At 74.4% G+C, this 20179-nt stretch carries 17 protein-coding genes, 1 tRNA gene and 1 pseudogene; 5 read left to right on the top strand and 14 right to left on the bottom strand.

Annotated features, from left to right (window positions below; genetic code table 11):
* The 4 genes and pseudogenes from ACFQ6N_RS22065 to ACFQ6N_RS22050 form a co-directional block, all read right to left on the bottom strand.
* Positions 1-680 (bottom strand): annotated as a pseudogene (locus ACFQ6N_RS22065) (hypothetical protein); the annotation flags it as partial.
* A 103-nt stretch (positions 681-783) separates the two neighbouring features.
* On the bottom strand, positions 784-1785 hold the full coding sequence (locus ACFQ6N_RS22060) for an HNH endonuclease (RefSeq protein ID WP_380651460.1): 1002 nt from the start codon (positions 1783-1785) through the stop codon (positions 784-786).
* Positions 1786-1889: 104 nt separating this feature from the next.
* Positions 1890-2996, bottom strand: a complete 1107-nt coding sequence (locus ACFQ6N_RS22055; RefSeq protein WP_380651458.1) for a DegT/DnrJ/EryC1/StrS family aminotransferase — start codon at positions 2994-2996, stop codon at positions 1890-1892.
* A gap of 125 nt (positions 2997-3121) precedes the next feature.
* A complete protein-coding gene (locus ACFQ6N_RS22050; protein ID WP_380651456.1) occupies positions 3122-4342 on the bottom strand; it encodes a Gfo/Idh/MocA family protein in 1221 nt (406 codons plus the stop codon).
* A 373-nt stretch (positions 4343-4715) separates the two neighbouring features.
* Between ACFQ6N_RS22050 and ACFQ6N_RS22045 the strand changes: the two genes are divergently transcribed.
* Entirely contained in the window at positions 4716-5177 is a 462-nt protein-coding gene (locus tag ACFQ6N_RS22045) for a YwqJ-related putative deaminase (protein WP_380651454.1), read from the top strand.
* 87 nt (positions 5178-5264) lie between these two features.
* Positions 5265-5810: an SUKH-3 domain-containing protein gene (locus tag ACFQ6N_RS22040; protein ID WP_380651472.1), complete on the top strand. Its 546-nt coding sequence runs from the start codon at positions 5265-5267 to the stop codon at positions 5808-5810.
* 71 nt (positions 5811-5881) lie between these two features.
* Here ACFQ6N_RS22040 and ACFQ6N_RS22035 read toward each other — a convergent pair whose 3' ends face one another.
* Positions 5882-7150 carry a sensor histidine kinase gene (locus ACFQ6N_RS22035; RefSeq protein ID WP_380651452.1) on the bottom strand — a complete coding sequence of 423 codons (1269 nt, stop codon included), beginning with the start codon at positions 7148-7150 and terminating at the stop codon, positions 5882-5884.
* A gap of 258 nt (positions 7151-7408) precedes the next feature.
* On the opposite strand from ACFQ6N_RS22035, the gene ppc reads away from it, so the two are divergent.
* Positions 7409-10270 carry a phosphoenolpyruvate carboxylase gene (gene ppc, locus ACFQ6N_RS22030; protein WP_380651449.1) on the top strand — a complete coding sequence of 954 codons (2862 nt, stop codon included), beginning with the start codon at positions 7409-7411 and terminating at the stop codon, positions 10268-10270.
* A 70-nt stretch (positions 10271-10340) separates the two neighbouring features.
* Here the strand turns inward: ppc and ACFQ6N_RS22025 are convergent, their stop codons facing one another.
* The 8 genes from ACFQ6N_RS22025 to ACFQ6N_RS21990 form a co-directional block, all read right to left on the bottom strand.
* Positions 10341-11366 carry a hypothetical protein gene (locus tag ACFQ6N_RS22025; RefSeq protein WP_380651447.1) on the bottom strand — a complete coding sequence of 342 codons (1026 nt, stop codon included), beginning with the start codon at positions 11364-11366 and terminating at the stop codon, positions 10341-10343.
* Positions 11356-11877, bottom strand: a complete 522-nt coding sequence (locus ACFQ6N_RS22020) for a SigE family RNA polymerase sigma factor (RefSeq protein WP_380651445.1) — start codon at positions 11875-11877, stop codon at positions 11356-11358. Before ACFQ6N_RS22020 ends, ACFQ6N_RS22025 begins: the two co-directional genes overlap by 11 nt.
* A gap of 98 nt (positions 11878-11975) precedes the next feature.
* Positions 11976-12299 carry a hypothetical protein gene (locus ACFQ6N_RS22015; RefSeq protein ID WP_380651443.1) on the bottom strand — a complete coding sequence of 108 codons (324 nt, stop codon included), beginning with the start codon at positions 12297-12299 and terminating at the stop codon, positions 11976-11978.
* 139 nt (positions 12300-12438) lie between these two features.
* A complete protein-coding gene (gene pth / locus ACFQ6N_RS22010; protein WP_380651469.1) occupies positions 12439-13017 on the bottom strand; it encodes an aminoacyl-tRNA hydrolase in 579 nt (192 codons plus the stop codon).
* A gap of 129 nt (positions 13018-13146) precedes the next feature.
* Complete coding sequence (locus ACFQ6N_RS22005) at positions 13147-13740, bottom strand: 50S ribosomal protein L25/general stress protein Ctc (protein WP_380651441.1); 594 nt, start codon at positions 13738-13740, stop codon at positions 13147-13149.
* Between the two features lie 282 nt (positions 13741-14022).
* Entirely contained in the window at positions 14023-15000 is a 978-nt protein-coding gene (locus tag ACFQ6N_RS22000) for a ribose-phosphate diphosphokinase (RefSeq protein WP_380651438.1), read from the bottom strand.
* Positions 15001-15202: 202 nt separating this feature from the next.
* Positions 15203-16657, bottom strand: a complete 1455-nt coding sequence (gene glmU / locus ACFQ6N_RS21995) for a bifunctional UDP-N-acetylglucosamine diphosphorylase/glucosamine-1-phosphate N-acetyltransferase GlmU (protein WP_380651436.1) — start codon at positions 16655-16657, stop codon at positions 15203-15205.
* Between the two features lie 144 nt (positions 16658-16801).
* Positions 16802-16872: transfer RNA gene (locus ACFQ6N_RS21990), tRNA-Gln, on the bottom strand.
* A gap of 330 nt (positions 16873-17202) precedes the next feature.
* Here ACFQ6N_RS21990 and ACFQ6N_RS21985 point away from each other — a divergent pair.
* The gene (locus ACFQ6N_RS21985; protein ID WP_380651433.1) at positions 17203-18261 is read left to right on the top strand and encodes an acyl-CoA desaturase; all 1059 of its coding nucleotides are present in this window, start codon (positions 17203-17205) and stop codon (positions 18259-18261) included.
* 218 nt (positions 18262-18479) lie between these two features.
* Positions 18480-19082: a TetR/AcrR family transcriptional regulator gene (locus ACFQ6N_RS21980; protein WP_360259311.1), complete on the top strand. Its 603-nt coding sequence runs from the start codon at positions 18480-18482 to the stop codon at positions 19080-19082.
* Positions 19083-19290: 208 nt separating this feature from the next.
* Here the strand turns inward: ACFQ6N_RS21980 and ACFQ6N_RS21975 are convergent, their stop codons facing one another.
* Complete coding sequence (locus tag ACFQ6N_RS21975; RefSeq protein WP_380651431.1) at positions 19291-20082, bottom strand: methyltransferase domain-containing protein; 792 nt, start codon at positions 20080-20082, stop codon at positions 19291-19293.
* Between the last annotated feature and the right edge of the window lie 97 nt (positions 20083-20179).

Genomic DNA, 20179 nt, shown 5'->3' with positions numbered 1-20179 from the left:
GGCTCGGTCAGCACGGCGGGCGCTGCGGGCGCTGCGGGCGCTGCGGGCGCGGACGGCGCCACCGGAGCGGGCGGCTCCTCGGCGCGGGCCTCGGCCGGAGCCGGGGCCTCAGCGGCCGCAGGCGCCACCGGCGCGGACGCGGGAACCGGCGAGGGCGCCTGCGGGGCGGCCGAACCGGCCCCCAGCCGCTCCGCCTCCGCCGCGATCGCCGCGGCCCCCGCCTCCTGCAACCACTGCGGCGGGCTGAGCAGGAAGGACGTGGCCTCGACCGGCCCGGGCGCGGGCTTGGCCGCCCCGGCCGGGTTGGCCGCGACCGGCCGCCCGTAGACCTCCTCGTACTGCCGGACCACCTCGTTGACGGGCAGGGCCGGCCAGAGCGTGCTGGCACCCGAGTCCCGGGCGATCACCAGCCGCGCCTCACCCGAGCCCGAACCCGAACCCGAACCGCCGGTCCCGGACCCGGACCCGCTGCCGGACCCGCTGCCGGACCCGCTGCCGGACCCGCTGCCGGCTCCGGCGCCCGAGCCCTCCGGGCCCGCGTCCCCGTCCCCGGGCGTCATCGCCCAGCAGACGAAGCCCAGGTCGAACTCCCGGACCCGTACCTCGCGCTGCTGCGAGCGCGGCACCCCGCCGTTGATCCACTCCTCGGCGAGCTCCTGCGCCTGCGCGTACGTCACCACGCCCGGTTCACCCCTGTCCGCATCCTCGTCGTCCCCCGCTCCACCAGTACCACCGGTATCACCAGCACCACTGGCACCGCCCGCACCACCGCGACCCCGCCCATCAGTCCACCGGGACGGCCCGGGCGAACCCGCCGTCCACCATCAGCGCCGCGACCGTCTCCAGCTCCGGCGGGCTGCCGGCCAGCCGCAGCAGGAAGGCGTCGAAGTCCTCGCCGCAGGGCAGCAGCAGCCGGGCGCAGCGGTCCTCCGGGGCCTCCGGGCCGCCGGAGTCCCGGGCGTCGTCGTACAGGTGGAACCAGACCGAGCCGGCCTGCTCGCCGCGCACCTTGAGCGCGACCAGGCCGCCCTGCGCGTAGGCGACGGCCAGGAAGTCCTTGGTGAGGTGGTCGCGCAGGCACTTGTTGGCGTACACGACGTCCTCGGTGCCGTACTCCTCGGTGAGGGTCAGGAACGGCTGGTCGAGCAGCAGGCCGAGCTCGGTGTCCAGCGCGACCCCGACCGGGGCGCGGCCGCCGCCCAGCTTGAGGAAGGTGCGGTAGGCGCCGGGCAGCCGGTAGCCGAGGCGCTCCTCGGCGCGCTGCACCAGGTCCTCGGGGACGCCGATCGGGTCGCCGCCGTCCCTGGCCAGCGAGAAGTGCACGGGCCGGCGCTCCTGGAGCGGGCGGGTGCCGCGGCGGGTGTGGTCGGCCGCGGAGGTGGCGAGGCCGCCGTGGTGCCGCAGCAGGGACTTGACCTCGACCGGGACGAGCTCCATCCGCCGCCAGCCGGGGGCGGCCCGGCCGACCGCGTGGTGCCAGGTCCAGCCGGGCGGGGTGGCGACGGCGGTCTCCAGGTCGGCCCAGAGCGGGTGGCCCTGGGTGTAGAGCGCGGCGTTGGCCGAGACGTAGTCCGTCAGCCGCAGCTCGTCCACGCCGAAGCCCTCCGGCGGGTCGGCGACCTCGGCCGCGGCGGCGGCGTACGGGCCGAAGTCCGGGTAGCCGTACTCGTCCACGCTGACCCCGGCGGGGTGCCGCTCGGCGCGGACCGGGTCCGGGAACTGCACCACCTGACCTGCGTACGCCGCGTTCGGTGCGGCGGCGACGCCGGGCCGACCTGTCGTCATCTGGGAGCCCCCACTGGCTGCTGCAAATACTCGGTGCTTGCTGGCACCAGCCTAGGGGGTCCCTTCCCGGCCCGGACCCCCGCCTTTGGAGAACCCCGGGCCCGTCACCGCCCGCCCAGCGCCCGGGCCAGCGCCTGCGCCACCCGCACCTGCTGCTCCTCGGTGAGGTGCGGGTGCAGCGGCAGGCTGAGCAGTTCGCGGGCGGCCCGTTCGGCGACCGGGAACGACCCGGCGCGGTGGCCGAGGTGACGGAACGCGGGCTGGAGGTGGACCGGCACGGGGTAGTGCACCCCGGCGCCGATCCCGGCGGCGTGCAGCGCGGCCAGCACCTCGTCGCGGTCCCGGCCGGGGCCGATCCGCACCGGGTAGAGGTGCCAGACGTGCTCGTTGCCCGGGGCGGTCCGCGGCAGGGTGAGACCGTCCGGCCCGTCCGGCCCGCCGAGCAGCGCGTCGTAGCGGGCGGCGGCGGCCCGGCGGGCGGCGTTCCAGGCGGGCAGCCGGCGCAGCTTGGCACGCAGCACGACGGCTTGCAGGGCGTCCATCCGGGAGTTGCAGCCGAACCGTTCGTGCCGGTACTTGTCGCGGGCGCCGTGGTCGCCGGTCAGCCGTACGGCGTCGGCGAGTCCGTCGTCGTCGGTGAGCACCGCCCCGGCGTCGCCGTAGGCGCCGAGGTTCTTGCCCGGGTAGAAGCTGGTGGCCGCGATCCGCCCGTACGCGGTGCGCCCGTGCTGCCGGGCGCCCTGGGACTGCGCCGCGTCCTCCACCACCGGCCGCCCGTCGGCCGCTGCCAGCAGCGGCCCCATCGGGGCGAGTTGGCCGAAGAGGTGGACGGGCAGCAGGGCGACGGCGCCGGGCAGCGCGTCGGCGGCGCGCTCCGGGTCGATCAGCAGGTGCACCGGGTCGGCGTCCACCAGGACGGGGCGCAGCCCGGCCCGCAGCACGGCTTCGGCGGTGGCGACGAAGGTGTTGGCGGGCAGCACCACCCCGCCCCCGGGCGGCAGGTCCAGGGCGCGCAGGGCGAGTTCGATCGCGTCGGTGCCGTTGGCGGCGCCCACGCAGTGGCGGGCGCCGGCGAAGGCCGCGTACTCCCGCTCGAACCCGGCCACTTCGGGGCCCTTGACGAAGGCGCCGGAGGCGAGCACCCGGTCGAAGCCGGCCCGGACCTCGGCCTCGACCTCGGCGTGCGCCGCCGCCAGGTCCACCAGCGGCACGCCGCGCGCCGCCCGGCCAGCCGTCCCGATCCCCGCCGTCCCGGCCCCCACCGTCTCGGCCCCTGCCTTCCCGTCCCTGCCTGCCCCGTCCCCGCCTGCCCCGTTCCCGACCGCCGTGCCCGCGCTCACCGCGCCCGCGCCCCGGCCCGGACCGCCGCGCCCACCGGGACGGTGGCACCGCCGAGTTCCAGGCTGAGCGAGGCCGCCTCCAGCAGTTGGAGCACCCGCACCCCGGCCCGGCCGTCGGTGAGCGGGGCCCGGTGCTCGGTGATGGCGGCGGCGAACTCGGCCATCACGTTGCGCAGCGCCTCCTGCTCGACCAGCGCGGGCGCGACCATCTCGCCGACCCGGTAGGAGATCAGCGCCCGGTGCCGGATGGCGTCGGTCAGCTGGTCGGGCGGGGTGAGGTCCACGCCGCGGTCGTGCACCGCCAGCCGGGCCTGCGGGTTGAGGTCGTCCCAGACCAGGGTGCGCCGGGAGCCGCCGATCAGCGTGGTGCGGACCTTGGTCGGGGAGAGCCAGTTGACGTGGCAGTGCGCCAGCGCGCCGTTGCTGAGCCGGACCGTCAGGTACGCGACGCAGGCGCGCCCGGCGCCGATCGGGTCGGCGCCCTGCGCTGACACGCCGACCGGCTCGACCCCGGGCGGCAGCACGAAGTCCAGGATCGAGAGGTCGTGCGGGGCGAGGTCCCACAGCACGTCGACGTCCGGCTGGACCAGGCCGAGGTTGATCCGCACCGAGTCGAAGAACTGGACGTCGCCGATCTCGCCGCCGTGCACCAGCTCGCGGATCCGGCGCACCACCGGGGTGTAGCAGAAGGTGTGGTCGCACATCAGCACCAGGCCGAGCCGCTCGGCCAGGTCGACCAGTTCCTCGGCCTCGGCGGCGGAGGTGGTGATCGGTTTCTCCACCAGCACGTGCTTGCCGGCCTCCAGCGCCGCCCGCACCAGCGCGTAGTGCGCGCCCGCGGGCGTGGCCACGGCGACCGCCCCGACCCGCTCGTCGGCCAGCACCCGCCGGAAGCTGTCGGTCGCCCCGACGGTGCTGTACTCCCCCAGCACCGTACGGGCCTTGTCCTCGTCCAGGTCGCACAGCCAGTGCAGCCGCAGCGCCGGGGTGTGCTGCGCGTTGCGGACCAGCTTGGGCCCCCAGTAGCCGGCCCCGACCACGGCCAGCCCGACCGGGTGCTCGGGCGCCGGCCGGGGCGGCTCGCCCGGGGTGGGCACATGGCCGCCGGGCGCCTGGTTGGCGGTCTGCCAGTGCCCGCCCGGTTCCTGTCCGTCCGGCCGGGGAGCACCCCGGCGGGGACCGCCCGGCCCGGTCCGGGCCTGTGGTGTCGACGTCATCGCGCGAGCCCCCTTGCTCCGCGCCGGGGCGGGCGCGGCCCTCCCCGGCGGCCTCAACGTCCGGCGCGGGCAGCGGAGTCGGCGCCGTCGGCGACCGCCCGGGCGGCGACCGCACCGAGGGCCCGGCCCTGGCCCGCTGCCGGAACGGTACCGGCCGTCACACCGCCCCGGGGGCGGTTTCGGTAAATCGGCGGACAAGTCGTGACGAGGCCGTGCGCGTTCGGCCAGCATCGGGTGACCGCCCGCCCGGTCCGCCCCGGTATCCGCCACCGTCGCACCCCGGTTGTACGGATGTCGGTGCCGTTTGACAGGCTTGCCCCGGACCGGCCGGAACACTCCGGTCGACACCGGGCGACGAGGAGGAGGACGACGGATGACCACCGGTGAACCGGCGGACCCGCCCGTGCTGCGCCACCACCGCGACAGCCTGCTGCCCGCCGTCGCCGCCGCGCTGTCGCTCAAGGGCGGCGAGGTGCACACCCTGGCGGGTGACAAGGACCCGCGCCGCCCGGTCCTGCACCACCTGGTCACCGGCTTCCTGGACACCCTGCCGCTGGAGGCCCGCGAGCGGTTCACCGGCCGCTGCCCGGAGGCCGTCCTGCTCTCCCAGTACCTGGCCGCGGTCGACGGCCGGCGCTCCAAGCGCGCCGCCCGCAAGCCGATGAGCCTTCACGAGGCCCGCAAGGCGCTCAAGGGCGCCCGGATGACGACCGTACGGATCCGCGAGGAGGACGATCCGGCGCACGGCACCCACGCCCCGCCGTGCCGCTCCTGCGTCCCGATGCTGGAGCACTTCACCGTGCAGAGTGTCGCCGTCGGGCCACCCGCTCGCTGACCGGCCGAGCGCCGGTCCGTCCCCCGTCCCCGAGCCCTGGAGCCCGTCCTGAACCCGCCCAGCCCGCCGCTGCCCCCGCCGGACACCCTGTCCGCCGCCGCCACCACGACCGGCACCGGCACCGGCACCGCCGCCACCCTCGGGCGGACCCGCCCGCGCTTCCCCGCCGATGTCGCCGCCGAGCTCAAGGCGGCCGGCTGGCACCCCGGCCGCTGGCAGATCCGGCAGGCCGAGGAGTGGGCCGACGCCCTGGTCGGGCACGGCGCGCCGACCGGCGTGCGGCACTCGGTGTTCCCGGCCGCCGTGGAGGCCTGGGCCGAGTTCGGCGGCCTCGCCTTCGACCTGTCCGGACCGGGCCGCCAGCTGGCCCGCACCCCGTTCCTGATCGACCCGCTGTGCGGCCTGCACCAGCCGCGCACCCTGCTCGACCTCGGCCGGGCGCTGGGCTGCCAGGTCGCCCCGCTCGGCGAGGAGGCGTACGGGCAGGCGCTGCTGGCCGTCGACGAGGAGGGCCGGGTCTACAGCCTGGACCACACCGGCGAGTGGTTCCTCGGCCACGGCATCGACCAGGCGGTCACCGCCCTGGTCCTGGGCACCGCCCCGGAACGGCTGCGCACGGCGGACGGGTACTGACCGCCCGCCGGGTGCCGCCGCCCGGCGCCCCCGGGCCTGCCGCGCTCGGGCCCACCGCTCGAACCAGCCCCTCAGCCCAGCCGCTCGGCCCGGACGGCCAGCCGGGACGGCAGCACCGCCTCCACCCGGAACCCGCCGTCCGCCTCCGGCCCGGAGGAGAAGGTGCCGCCCAGCGCGATCACCCGCTCCCGCATCCCGACCAGCCCGTTGCCGCCGCTGGGCAGTTGCGCGGCGGCGCGCTCCCCGCCCGGGCAGGCGTTCACCACGCTGACCCGCACCCCGTTCGGCGCGTACGCCAGCAGCACGGACACCTGTGCGCCACCCGCGTGCTTGTGCGCGTTGGTCAGACCCTCCTGGACGACCCGGTAGGCGGTCCGCTCGGCCTCCGCGGTGAACTCCTGCCGGCTGCCGCTGACCGTCAGCGTCACCGCCATCCCGGCCGCCCGGGACTGGTCCACCAGCCGGGGCAGTCCGGCCAGCGAGTCGGGCTCCGGCTGCCGTTCGTCGTCCATCCGCAGCACACCGAGGATCTCGCGCAGCTCGTTCAGCGCCTGCCGGCCGACCTCGCCCATCAGCTTGGCGCTCTGGGTGGCCTTCTCCGGGTCCTTGAGCGCGATCCGCTCCAGCGCCCCGGCGTGCACCACCATCAGCGACACCCGGTGCGCCACCACGTCGTGCATCTCCCGGGCGATCCGGGTGCGCTCCTCCAGCCGGGCCCGGCGGGCGCGCTCCTGCGCCTGTTCGGCCAGCAGGTCCAGCTCGGCCTCCAGGCCGTGCGCGCGGTCCTTGAGCGACTCGATCAGCCGCCGCCGCGCCCCCACGTACAGGCCGGTCACCACCGGGGGGACGGTCAGTCCGACGGCCACCAGCACCGACAGCAGCACCTGGCCCCACAGCGGCGGCTGCTCCACCCCGGAGTCACCGGGGGTCAGCATCGACACCATCATCACGGCGACGGCCTCGGCGAAGGCCAGCCCGGACAGCGCCACCACCCGTCGGCGCCGCGACGGCCACTCCCAGGTCTCCGCCAGCGTGTACAGCGCCACCACCAGCAGCACCACGCCGGGTATCACGGGCATCGCGACCAGGGTGACCAGCACCGGGACGGCCGGCCAGCGCCGCCGCAACACCAGCGAGCCGCCGGCCAGCGTGCCGAGCAGCGTGACCCCGGCCATGCCCGCGGTGCTGAGCTCCACCCGGCCGGACAGGAAGCCGATCGTGCTGAGCGCGCACTCCAGCGCGGCGAGCGCGGCCAGCCCGATGTCCAGGAGGGCGCTGCGCGGCCGCTTCCACCACCAGAACGACCGGACCGGCGCGCGCTCCCCAGGCGACTTGCTCATGCCGACAGACTAAGCGGCAACCCCCTCCCCTCCCCACCGGGATTGCCGGGTACACCTCCCCGAACCGTCAAGTGGTCCAGACCACAGCGGCTTTTCGGCAGGCCTGTCCGCCATCCGGCCACCTCGCGGACAGCGCCCTCCCCGACACCTATGCTGGTCGCGTCGGACAGCGCGGTCCGCACGCGTCACAACCGCCACACGCGTGTGGACCTGTGACGATGAGCCGTTGCCGAACCCCACCACCACAGGGAGCCAGCCGTGACCGCTCCGGTCCCCAACCCGGCGGACAGCCCCACCTCCGGCGTCGCAGCCGGCGCAGTCGCCGACAACGCAGCCCTGCGCGCGGACATCCGCCGCCTCGGCGACCTCCTCGGCGAGACCCTGGTCCGCCAGGAGGGCCCCCAGCTGCTCGGCCTGGTCGAACAGGTCCGCCTGCTCAGCCGCACCGACGGAGAGGCCACCGCCGAACTCCTCTCCGGCATCGAGCTGGACACCGCCGCCAAGCTGGTCCGCGCGTTCTCCACCTACTTCCACCTGGCCAACGTCACCGAGCAGGTGCACCGCGGCCGCGAGTTCGCCACCCGCCGCGCCCGGGAGGGCTCGCTGCTCGCGCAGACCGCCGACCAGCTCGCCGAGGCCGACCCCAAGCACCTCCAGGACACCCTGGCCCACCTCGCGGTCCGCCCGGTCTTCACCGCGCACCCCACCGAGGCCGCCCGCCGCAGCGTCCTCAACAAGCTGCGCCGGATCGGCGAACTCCTCGACCGCATCCACCGCGAGGAACTCGCCTCCGGCCTCGTCGCCGCCGGCCCGGCCGACGATCCCGCCCGCCGGCCGGACACCACCCCCGACCGGGCCGCCGCGCGGCGCACCTCCGCGCGGCGCTCCGCCGACCGCCGCCTCGCCGAGGTCATCGACCTGCTCTGGCAGACCGACGAACTGCGCATCGCCCGTCCCGAGCCCACCGACGAGGCCCGCAACGCCGTCTACTACCTGGACGAGCTCTACCGCGAGGCCGTCCCCGTGGTCCTGGAGGAGCTCCACGAGGAACTCGCCCGGGTCGGCCTCACCCTGCCCGACGGCGTCCGCCCGCTGACCTTCGGCACCTGGATCGGCGGCGACCGCGACGGCAACCCCAACGTCACCCCGCAGGTCACCTGGGACGTCCTCAACCTCCAGCACGAGTACGGCATCAAGGACGCCCTGGCCGCCGTCGACGACCTGCGCAACACCCTCTCCACCTCGGAGCGGCTGGCCGGCGCCTCGGTCGAACTGCTCGCCTCGCTCAACACCGACCTGCACCTGCTCCCCGAACTCAGCCCGCGCTACAAGCGGATGAACGCCGAGGAGCCCTACCGCCTCAAGGCCACCTGCATCCGGCTCAAGCTGGAGAACACCCGCGAGCGCCTGGCCGGCGGCACCCCGCACGTCGAGGGCCGCGACTACCTCGGCACCCGCGAGCTCGTCGCCGACCTGCGGCTCATCCAGGACTCGCTGCGCTCCCACCGCGGCGAACTCATCGCCGACGGCCGCCTCGCCCGGGCCATCCGCACCGTCGAGGCCTTCGGCCTCCAGCTCGCCACCATGGACCTGCGCGAGCACGCCGAGGCCCACCACCACGCCCTCGGCCAGCTCTTCGACCGCCTCGGCGAGGAGGCCTGGCGCTACGCCGACATGCCCCGCGAGTACCGGCAGAAGCTGCTCGCCAAGGAGCTGCGCTCGCGCCGCCCGCTCGCCCCCACCCCGGCCCCGCTGGACGAGGCGGGCACCAAGACCCTCGGCGTCTTCAACACCATCCGCGAGGGCTTCGAGCGCTTCGGCGACGAGATCGTCGAGAGCTACATCATCTCCATGTGCCAGGGCGCCGACGACGTCTTCGCCGCCACCGTCCTGGCCCGCGAGGCCGGCCTGATCGACCTGCACGCCGGCATCGCCAAGATCGGCATCGTGCCGCTCCTGGAGACCACCGACGAGCTCCAGCAGGCCGACCGCATCCTCGACGAGATGCTCTCCGACCCCTCCTACCGGCTGCTCGTCTCGCTGCGCGGCGACGTCCAGGAGGTCATGCTCGGCTACTCCGACTCCTCCAAGTTCGGCGGCATCACCACCTCCCAGTGGGAGATCCACCGCGCCCAGCGCCGGCTGCGCGACGTCGCCCACCGCTACGGCATCCGGCTGCGCCTCTTCCACGGCCGCGGCGGCACCGTCGGCCGCGGCGGCGGCCCCTCGCACGAGGCCATCCTGGCCCAGCCGTGGGGCACCCTGGAGGGCGAGATCAAGGTCACCGAGCAGGGCGAGGTCATCTCCGACAAGTACCTGCTCCCCTCCCTTGCCCGGGAGAACCTGGAGCTGACCGTCTCCGCCACCCTGGCCGCCTCCGCGCTGCACACCGCCCCGCGCCAGGCCCCCGAGGAGCTGGCCCGCTGGGACGCCGCGATGGACCGGGTCTCCGAGGCCGCCCACACCGCCTACCGCGGCCTGGTCGAGCAGGAGGACCTGCCGAAGTACTTCTTCGCCGCCACCCCGGTCGACCAGCTCGCCTCGCTGCACCTGGGCTCCCGCCCGTCCCGCCGCCCCGACTCCGGCGCGGGCCTGGACGGCCTGCGGGCCATCCCGTGGGTCTTCGGCTGGACCCAGTCCCGCCAGATCGTCCCCGGCTGGTACGGCGTCGGCTCCGGCCTGGCCGCCGCCCGCGCGGCCGGCCTGGGCGACGTGCTGGACGAGATGCACGGCGAGTGGCACTTCTTCCGCAACTTCCTGTCCAACGTCGCGATGACGCTGGCCAAGACCGACCTGCGGATCGCCCGGCACTACGTCGAGCAGCTGGTGCCCGGCGAGCTGCGGCACGTCTTCACCCAGATCGAGGAGGAGCACGCCCTCACCCTGCGCGAGGTGCTCCGGCTCACCGGCGAGAGCGAACTGCTGGAGCACAACCCGGTGCTGAAGCAGACCTTCGCCGTCCGCGACGCCTACCTCGACCCGATCTCCTACCTCCAGGTGGCGCTGCTGCGCCGCCAGCGCGAGGAGGTCTCGGCCGGGCGCCACGACGACCCGCTGCGCGCCCGCGCGCTGCTGCTCACCGTCAACGGCATCGCGGCCGGCCTGCGCAACACCGGCTGACCGGCCCGCGAACACCCGCAGGGCCCCGCGGCGACCGCCGCGGGGCCCTGCGCCGTCCCGGGCCCGCCCGTCAGCCGGGCCGGCCGGTCGGCCGCACCTCGATCACCTCCGAGCCGTAGCGGGCCAGGACGTCGGCCTTCACGGCCGCGGCCTGCTCGGTGTACACGACCACCCCGGCACCGTCCTCGGAGATCCTCACCTCCGGGATCGTCACCCCCCGCGCCGCCCAGTAGCCGCCGTCCTCGACCGTGATCCGCCGCACCAGCGCCTGGTAGTGCTTCCGCGACCCCGGCACGTCCACGAAGCCGATCCTCACCCCGGGGTGGCGCACGGTGTCCAGCAGGACCGGGTCGAGGTCGGAGCCGGGCGCCCGCATCACGTACACCTGGTGGGTCATCAGGTCGTCGCAGACGCCGAAGTAGTGGTCCGGGTACTTCTCGGCACCCAGCCTCCTGATGTCGGCCGCCACCCGGACCGGGTCGGGGTCGTCCGGCCCGCCGCTCGTGCTCGCCCCCGTGGACGGCACGGCCGGCGGCGTCGTCGGCAGTCCGGGCGGCGGACCCGACGGCGGCAGCGAGGAGGTCGTGGCCGAGGCGACCGCCTCCTCCCAGGTGGGCAGCCGCAGCGAGGCCGGTCCCGACGGGCAGACCAGCAGCGGCCCCGCCGTGTCCGCCGCCGACGAGGACGAGCGCCCCGGCGACACGTGCGGGACGGGCGGCCGGCTCCCCGTCCCCGGGGAGGGGGACAACGACCCCCCGCCGACGACCTGGGCCGACCCCCGTACGGCCCCGGTCCCGTTCCCGCCCCACTGGGCCAACGCGCCCACCCCCAGCGCGAACACCGCCGCCCCCGCCACCGACCGCAGCACCAGCCGCGACCGCGCCCGGCGCCGGCCGGCCCGGCGCAGCTCGGCCAGCGGCGGGCTGCCGCCCACCGCCCGGGCCCGCGTCCCGAGCCGGACGACCAGCTCCTCCTCGAACCGGTCCCCGGCCCGCCCGGCCGACCCGCGCCCGGCCGACCCGTCCCCGCCCCGACCGCGCCCGGCCGACCCGTCCTCAGCCGACCTGTCCTCAGCCGACCTGTCCTCAGCCGCCATGACCGACCATCTCCTCCACCGCAACCAGCTCCTGCCGGAGCGTCCTCATCGCGCGCGCCAGATGCGTCTTGGCCGTCGTCTGCGAGCAGCCGAGCTCCTCGGCCACCCGGGCCACCGGCAGGTCCGCGTAGTAGCGCAGCACCACCGCCGCCCGCTGACGCGTCGGCAGCGCCCGCAGCGCCGCCTCCAGCCGCTCGTCCCCCGGGTCCGACCCGGCCACCGGGGTGTCCGGCGGCAGCGGGGTCAGCACCTCCCGCCGGATCCGCCGCCACCGCGACACATGGGTGCGGACCATCGTCCGGCGGACGTACCCCTCGGTCGCCCCCGGGTCCCGGATCGCCGCCCGCTTGGCGTACACCCGGGCCAGCGCGTCGTGCAGCAGGTCCCGGGCGTCGTGCACGTCCCCCGTGATCAGGAAGGCGGCGCGCAGCAGCACCTGGTACCGCGCCGACACGAACTCGTCGAAGGGGTCGCCCCCGGCCCCGCCCTCGCGTATCGATTCGCGCTTCATACCCCCCAGGACGCACCGCGGCCCGGAAACGGATGACAGCGGGGGACGGCAAAGGGCCGGCGCCCACTTCCGTGGACACCGGCCCCTGTGACTCGTTCCTACGCGCCCGGCTCGCCCGCGCGCTTGCGCTTGACCCACAGCGCCGCGCCGCCGGCCGCCACGACCAGGCCGCCGCCGACCGCCAGCAGGCCCGCGTCGGCACCCATCGACTCGCCGAGCACCGGCGCGAACTGCGCCGCCGCGGGCTCCGGCGTGGCCGCCGGGTCCGGCTCGGCCACCGGGTCCGCGTGCGCCACCGCACCGCCCGACAGCAGCACTCCGGCCGCCCCCAGCGCTCCGGCCGTGCCGATCCGACGTCCGAGCCGTTTCAGCCGGACCACCCGGCCCCGCCGCAGTCGGCGGACCGGACCCAATCCCCGCATCGAGAACTCCCCAGGACTCGTTCGCGTACCGGTCCGACGCTATCCGATCCCGTACGGGCTTCTCACACGGATTCAGGCCTGCCCCGGCAAGCGTTGTACGACCGTTGCGTTCCCGACGCCCCGTCGGCTTGACGGGTGTTCAGGAGTTGTACGTGCCCTGCGCCCGCTCCAGCCCCTCGGAGAGCAGCGCCTCCACCGCGTCCGCCGAGCGGTCCACGAACCACTCCAGCTCCTTGCGCTCGGTCGAGGAGAAGTCCTTCAGCACGAAGTCCGCGACCTCCATCCGGCCCGGCGGGCGGCCGATCCCGCAGCGCACCCGGTGGTAGTCCGGGCCCAGCGACTTGGTGATCGACTTCAGCCCGTTGTGGCCGTTGTCCCCGCCGCCCAGCTTCAGCCGCAGCGCCGCGTAGTCGATGTCCAGCTCGTCGTGGACCGCGACCAGCGCGGCGGCCGGCGCCTTGTAGAAGTCCCGCAGCGCCGTCACCGGCCCGCCGGACAGGTTCATGAAGGACATCGGCTTGGCCAGCACCACCCGCTTGCCGGCCAGCCGCCCCTCGGCCACCTGCGCCCGGCTCTTGTGCGCCTTGAACTTGGCGCCCATCCGCTGGGCCAGCAGGTCCACCACCATGAACCCGATGTTGTGCCGGTTCCGGGCGTACTGCTCGCCCGGGTTGCCCAGTCCGACCACCAGCCAGGGGCCCTCGTACTCGTCCGCCATCACGCCCTCACTCCTCGCCTGCACGCTCGACGTCATCATCCCGGACACACCGCTGCCCCGGCCGCTCCGTCGGGAGCGGCCGGGGCAGCGGTCACAGCTACGGCTTCGTCAGCCGGCCAGGGGCGAGGCTCAGGCCTGGGCACCCTCGGCCTCGGCGGCCTCGGCGTCCGCGTCGGCCTGCGAGGCCTGGGCGCCGATGACCTGCAGCACGACGGTGTCGGCCTCGACGGCCAGCGAGGCGCCCTTCGGCAGCTCGATGTCGCCGGCGGTGATCGAGGCACCGGCCTCCAGGCCCTCGACCGAGACGGTGACCGACTCGGGCAGGTGGGTGGCCTCGGCCTCGATCGGCAGGGCGTTCAGGACGTGCTCGAGCAGGTTGCCGCCGGGGGCCAGCTCGCCCTCGGTGTGGACCGGGATCTCGACGGTGACCTTCTCGCCGCGCTTGACCAGCAGCAGGTCGACGTGCTCGATGGTGCGCTTGATGGCCTCACGCTGGACGGCCTTGGGCAGCACGTACTCGTCCTTGCCCTCGATCGGGACGACGAGCAGGGCGTTCGGGGTCTTCAGGGCCATCATCAGGTCGTGGCCGGGCAGGTTCAGGTGAACCGGGGCGAGGCCGTGGCCGTAGACGACACCGGGAACGAAGCCGGCGCGGCGGGCGCGACGGGCGGCACCCTTGCCGAACTCGGAACGGGTCTCAGCGGCGATGCGGATCTCGGACACGACTGCACTCCTCGTGGGAACTGGCGCGGGGGTGCAGGCAACGCGAAAAACCGCCGGGACCACACCCTCAGAACGTTCGGGGGTCACTCGGCGGTAACGGCCTCTGCCGGCGGACGGGAATCCGACACCGGCAGCGCGTCGATCACGGAGCGCGCACCCGGCAAGCAGGCGCACGGCATCCCTCGCCGAGCAGTTTCACGAGTCTAACCGCACCGGTGCCCTCCCGCGAAATCGGCGGCGGCCCCGGCCCACTGGGGACCGGGGCCGCCTGCGCGGGCTTCGTCAGTGCACGCCCTCGAAGAGGCTCGTGACCGAGCCCTCCTCGAACACCTCGCGGATCGCGGCCGCGATCGACGGGGCGATGGACAGCGTGGTGATCTTGTCCAGCTGGAGCTGCTCCGGGGTGGGCAGCGTGTTGGTGAAGACGAACTCGCTGACCCGCGAGTTCTTCAGCCGGTCCGCGGCCGGGCCGGAGAGCACCCCGTGGGTGGCCGCGACCAGGACGTCCGCGGCGCCGTTGTCGAACAGCGCGTCGGCGGCGGCGCAGATCGTGCCGGCGGTGTCGATCATGTCGTCGACCAGGACGCAGACCCGGCCCTTGACGTCACCGACGACGTCGGCCGACAGGATGGTGTTGGCCTGGGTGATGTCGCGGCGCTTGTGGATGATCGCCAGCGGGGCGTCCAGGCGGTCGCACCACTGGTCGGCGACCTTGACCCGGCCGGCGTCCGGGGAGACGACGGTCAGCTTGGAGCGGTCCACCTTCCCGCCGATGTAGTCGACCAGCAGCGGCAGCGCGAACAGGTGGTCCACCGGGCCGTCGAAGAAGCCCTGGATCTGCGCGGTGTGCAGGTCCACGGCCATCAGCCGGTCGGCGCCGGCCTGGCGCAGCAGGTCGGCGACCAGGCGGGCCGAGATGGGCTCGCGGCCGAGGTGCTTCTTGTCCTGGCGGGCGTACCCGTAGAACGGCAGGATCGCGGTGATGCTCTTGGCGGAGGCCCGCTTCAGAGCATCGATCATGATCAGCTGTTCCATGATCCACTGGTTGATGGGAGCCGCGTGGCTCTGCATCACGAAGCAGTCCGCGCCGCGCGCCGACTCCAGGAAGCGGACGTAGATCTCGCCGTTGGCGAAGTCGAAGGCCTTGGTGGGGACCAGCTCGGTCCCGAGCGACTCGGCCACCTCCCTCGCCAGCTCCGGGTGGGCACGGCCGGAGAAGAGCTTCAGTTTCTTCTCACCCGACGTCGTGATCCCGCTCACTGCACCGTCTCCTCGCGTTGCGGACGCTGAACCCTCGACCCTGTGCGGGCAGGCGAGGCCCACGCGCGGTACGGGGTCGGGGGAATGTCGGTACGCCTGGACACGGGCGGTAAGCCCAGTGGCGCACGTATGTCCCCAAGGTTACGCGCCCGCGCAGAAACCGTCCGCCTCGGGACCGCCCCTCGGCCTCCCGCCCGACGCGTCAGGCCTCCGCGGGCCCGTCCGTGGCGGCCTTCGCGGCCTGCGCCGACACGGTCCCGGGGCGCTTGCGCTCGACCCAGCCCTCGATGTTGCGCTGCTGCGCCCGGTTCACGCCCAGCGCACCCGGCGGGACGTCGGTGGTGATCACCGAGCCGGCGCCGGTGTAGGCGCCGTCACCGATGGTGACCGGGGCGATGAACATGTTGTCCGAACCGGTGCGGCAGTGCGCGCCGATGACCGTGCGGTGCTTGTTCACCCCGTCGTAGTTCACCGTGACCGAGGCCGCGCCGACGTTGCTGCCCTCGCCGATCGTGGTGTCACCGATGTAGGACAGGTGCGGCACCTTGGCGCCCTCGCCCAGCTCGGAGTTCTTGATCTCGACGTAGGTGCCGACCTTCGCCTTGCGGGCCAGCTTCGCGCCCGGGCGCAGGTAGGCGTACGGGCCCACACTGGCCTGCTCGCCCACCTCGGCGCGGTCGGCCGTGGTGTTGCTCACACGGGCGCCGGCGCCGACCAGGGTGTCCTTCAGGGTCGTGTTCGGGCCCACCTCGCAGCCCTCGGCCAGGTGGGTGGCGCCCTGGAGCTGGGTGTTGGGCAGCACCACGGCGTCCGGCTCGAACGTCACCTGCACGTCGAGCCAGGTGGTCGCCGGGTCCACCACGGTGACGCCCGCGCGCATCGCCTGCTCCAGCAGGCGGTCGTTCAGCAGCCGGCGGGCCTGCGCCAGCTGGACCCGGTCGTTGATGCCCAGGATGTCCCGGTGGTCCTCGGCGACCACCGCGCCGACCCGGTGGCCGGCGGTGCGCAGGATCTCCAGGGTGTCGGTCAGGTACTCCTCGCCCTGCGAGTTGTCCGTGGTGAGCTCGCCCAGCGCCTCGACGAGCAGCTTGGCGTCGAAGGCGAAGACGCCCGAGTTGATCTCGGCGATCGCGCGCTGGACGTCGGTGGCGTCCCGCTCCTCGACGATCGAGGCGACGGTGCCGTCCTCGTCGCGCAGGATCCGGCCGTAGCCGAAGGGCTGCGGGACGACGGCGGTCAGCACGGTGACGCCGTTCTGCTGGGCCGTGTGCGCGTCCGCGAGCCGGCGCAGGGTCGCCCCGGTCAGCAGCGGCGAGTCACCGGCGGTGATGATCACGGTGCCGTCCGGCACGATGCCGTCGGCGGCCAGCGCCTCCAGCGCGGTGCGCACCGCGTGCCCGGTGCCGTTCTGCTCCTCCTGCACGGCGGTCCGCACGGCCGGGTAGTGCGCCGTCAGGTGCTCCCGCACCTGCTCGCGCTGGTGCCCGACGACCACGACGAGCTGGGCCGGCGTCAGTTCCCCGGCCGCCGCCACGGCGTGACCCACCAACGACCGTCCGCACACCTCGTGCAGCACCTTGGGCAGCTTGTTCGACTTCATCCGGGTCCCGCCACCGGCGGCGAGCACGACAACGGCGGCAAGCGAATTGGCACCCATGCGGGGAGGCTCCTCGGTAGGTTCACGGAGAGGGCAGAGCAGGCCCGGACCGGACCCAGGCCGGTCGCCATGCACACAGTCCGCCGAGCAGCACCGACAATACCGGCGCGATGTGAAGACGCCCGAATCAGAGGCGTGCAGAGGCTCCGCCGCTAGGATTCGAACCCAGACAAAGGCCTCCAAAGGGCCCTGTGCTGCCATTACACCACGGCGGACAGTCGTGTCAGACCCTACCCGAGACGACCCTGCCCTGGGTATCGACTTGCACCGATCCGCAAGGCCCCGATCCGTTGCCAGGCCCGCCTCCCGGGCTCTCCCCGGACCGTTTCCGGGCCGTTTCCGTCCCGCCTCCGGACCGGCTCCGGACCGCCGCGGCCGACCGAACTCCCCGGGTTCCGGGTTCATCCATCCAGTCGGGTGAATTCACTCAAGCGCCGCGCGGCCGAGTGTTCCCCTGGACGCGGAGCGCAACCTACGATGCCGTAGGTTACGCCGACGTAGGATTCGCTTCTCTCCCGTACCGGGACGCCGCACAAGGGACGCCCATGACCATCCAGGCAGGCGAGGCGCGCGCGGAGTCCACCGCGACCCGCACTCCGACACCCGATCCCGACACCGATGCCGAGCCCGACAGCGACACCGACGCCGGACCCGACGCCGGACCCGAGGCCGGCACCGCCGGCGCCGCGGCCACCCGGCTCTCCGCCACCCGCGGCGGCGAGAAGCAGGGGCCCGCCGAGCGGATCGCGCTCGGGCTGTTCATCCTCGTCCCGTTCGCCGCCCTGCTGGCCGCCGTGCCGGTGGCCTGGGGCTGGGGACTGGGGTGGACGGACATCGCGATCGCCGTCTCCATGTACTTCCTCACCTGCCACGGCATCACCGTCGGCTACCACCGCTACTTCACCCACAGCGCCTTCAAGGCCAACCGCCCGCTGCGCCTCGCCCTGGCCGTCGCCGGGAGCCTCGCGGTCGAGGGCCCGCTGGTGCGCTGGGTCGCCGACCACCGCAAGCACCACCGGTTCAGCGACAAGGACGGCGACCCGCACTCGCCCTGGCGCTACGGGGAGAGCATCCCGGCCCTGATGAAGGGCCTGTGGTGGGCGCACATGGGCTGGATGTTCGACGAGGAGCAGACGCCACAGCTCAAGTACGCCCCGGACCTCGTCCGCGACCCGGCCATAAGGCGGATCTCCCGGCTGTTCTGGCTCTGGACCCTGATCTCGCTGCTGCTGCCCCCGCTGGTCGGCGGCCTGGTGACGCTGTCCTGGACGGGCGCGCTGTCCGCCTTCTTCTGGGGCTCCCTGGTCCGGGTGGGCCTGCTGCACCACGTCACCTGGTCGATCAACTCGATCTGCCACGCCGTCGGCCGGCGCCCCTTCCGCTCCCGGGACCGCTCCGGCAACGTCTGGTGGCTCGCGGTGCTCTCCTGCGGCGAGTCCTGGCACAACCTGCACCACGCCGACCCGACCTCGGCCCGGCACGGGGTGCTGCGCGGGCAGATCGACTCCTCGGCCCGGGTGATCCGCTGGTTCGAGCTGGCCGGCTGGGCCCGGGACGTCCGCTGGCCGGACGCCGCACGGATCGCCGCCCGCCGCGCCGCATGAGGCGTCGCTTCCAGCATGATGTAGGGGTGAACGGGAGCAGCGCAGACAGCACAGGCGGTCACCACAGCACGCGGACGGACGCGGCCCCCGCTACGGCACCGGCCCGGGCCCGGTCCGCCGCCCCGACGGGCGGCGCCGCCGACGGAGCCGCGGACCGGAGCCCCGGCGGCCCGGTCGCCCCGGCCCCGGCCCCGCGCCGCCGGGGCGGCCGGGTCCGGATGACCGGCAAGCAGCGCCGCGAGCAGCTGCTGGAGATCGGCCGGACGGTCTTCGCGGAGCGCGGCTACGACGGCACCTCGGTGGAGGAGATCGCCGAGCGCGCCGGGGTGTCGAAGCCCGTGGTGTACGAGCACTTCGGCGGCAAGGAGGGGCTCTACGCGGTGGTGGTGGACCGCGAGATGCAGCTGCTGCTGGACATGGTGACGGGGGCGCTGACCGGCGGGCACTCGCGCGAACTGCTGGAGCAGGCCGCCTTCGCGCTGATGGACTACATCGACACCTCGACGGACGGCTTCCGGATCCTGGTCCGGGACTCGCCGGTGGCCCAGTCGACCGGCACCTTCGCCTCGCTGATCAGCGACATCGCGACGCAGGTGGAGGACATCCTGGGCCTGGAGTTCAAGTCGCGCGGCTTCGACGCCCGGCTGGCCCCGATGTACTCGCAGATGCTGGTCGGGATGGTCGCGCTGACCGGGCAGTGGTGGCTGGAGGTCCGCAAGCCGGACAAGGCCACGGTGGCGGCACACCTGGTGAACCTCGCCTGGCACGGGCTGGAGGGCCTGGAGCGGCACCCCAGGCTGGTCGGCGACCGCAGGGGCTGAGGGCCCGCGGCCCCGCCCCCGCCCCCGCCCCCGCACTCGCAGCCCGCAGCCCCGCACTCGCACTCGCACTCGCCGCGCGGCTGTCCCCGCCCGGCCCCCTCGGCCCGGCCTGCTCCGCCGGCCCCCGCCGGCGGGCCTGCACCAACGGGCCTCCACCGCCGGGCCTCCACCAACGGGCCTGCACCGACGGGCCTCCACCGGCGACCGACTACTCCTTGACCCCGACCGCGAAGATCCGCCGGAACGGGAAGACCGTCCCGGACGGCCCGGCCGGGTAGGCCTCGCGCAGCAGCCGCCCGTACTCGGCGAGGAAGGCGGCCCGGTCCGCCGGGTCGGCGAGCCGGCTCAGCACCGGGCGCAGCGCGGTGCCCTTGACCCACTCCAGGACGGGGTCCGGACCCGGGAGGAGGGTCAGGTAGGTGGTCTCCCAGACGTCCGGCCGGCAGCCGGCGGCGGCCAGCGCGTCGAGGTAGCGCTCGGGCGGGTGGACGCCGGGGCGGACCGCGTCCTCACCGGTCAGGGCGCGCCAGCGGGCGCTGCGCCGCAGGTCGGCGAGCAGGGTGTGGCTGGGGGCGTCGAAGTTGCCGGGCACCTGGAAGGCGACGGCTCCGCCGGAGCGCAGGGCGGCGGCCCAGCGCGGCACGAGCCCGAGATGCCCTTCGACCCACTGCAGGGCCGCGTTGGAGACGATCAGGTCCGGACGGGCCGGGGCCGGGTCGTGGTCCCGGGCGTCGGCGAGCAGGTAGTCCGCGGTCGGTTCGCCCTCGGTACGGGCGGTGGCCAGCATCGGGGCGGAGTCGTCGATGCCGGTGAGGCGGGCGTGCGGCCAGCGTTCGCGCAGGACGGCGGTGGAGTTGCCGGGGCCGCAGCCGATGTCGAGGATCCTCTCCTCGCCGGGGTGCGGAAGGGCGGGGACGCGGGCGAGCAGGTCGCGCAGCGGCCGGGTGCGTTCGTCGGCGAAGCGCAGGTACTGCGCGGGGTCCCAGACGGGGGTGGTCATGGCGCACCTCACAAGTATCTCGACATCAAGATATCTCGATGTAGCCTCATTGGCACATTTCTCGATGTCAAGAGACTTCACATCGACACATCCACCG

Source organism: Kitasatospora sp. NPDC056446, assembly GCF_042796115.1.
In the GTDB taxonomy this organism is placed as follows: domain Bacteria; phylum Actinomycetota; class Actinomycetes; order Streptomycetales; family Streptomycetaceae; genus Kitasatospora.
Note: the sequence above shows the minus strand (reverse complement) of the source record. Positions and strands in the feature narration are given on the sequence as shown.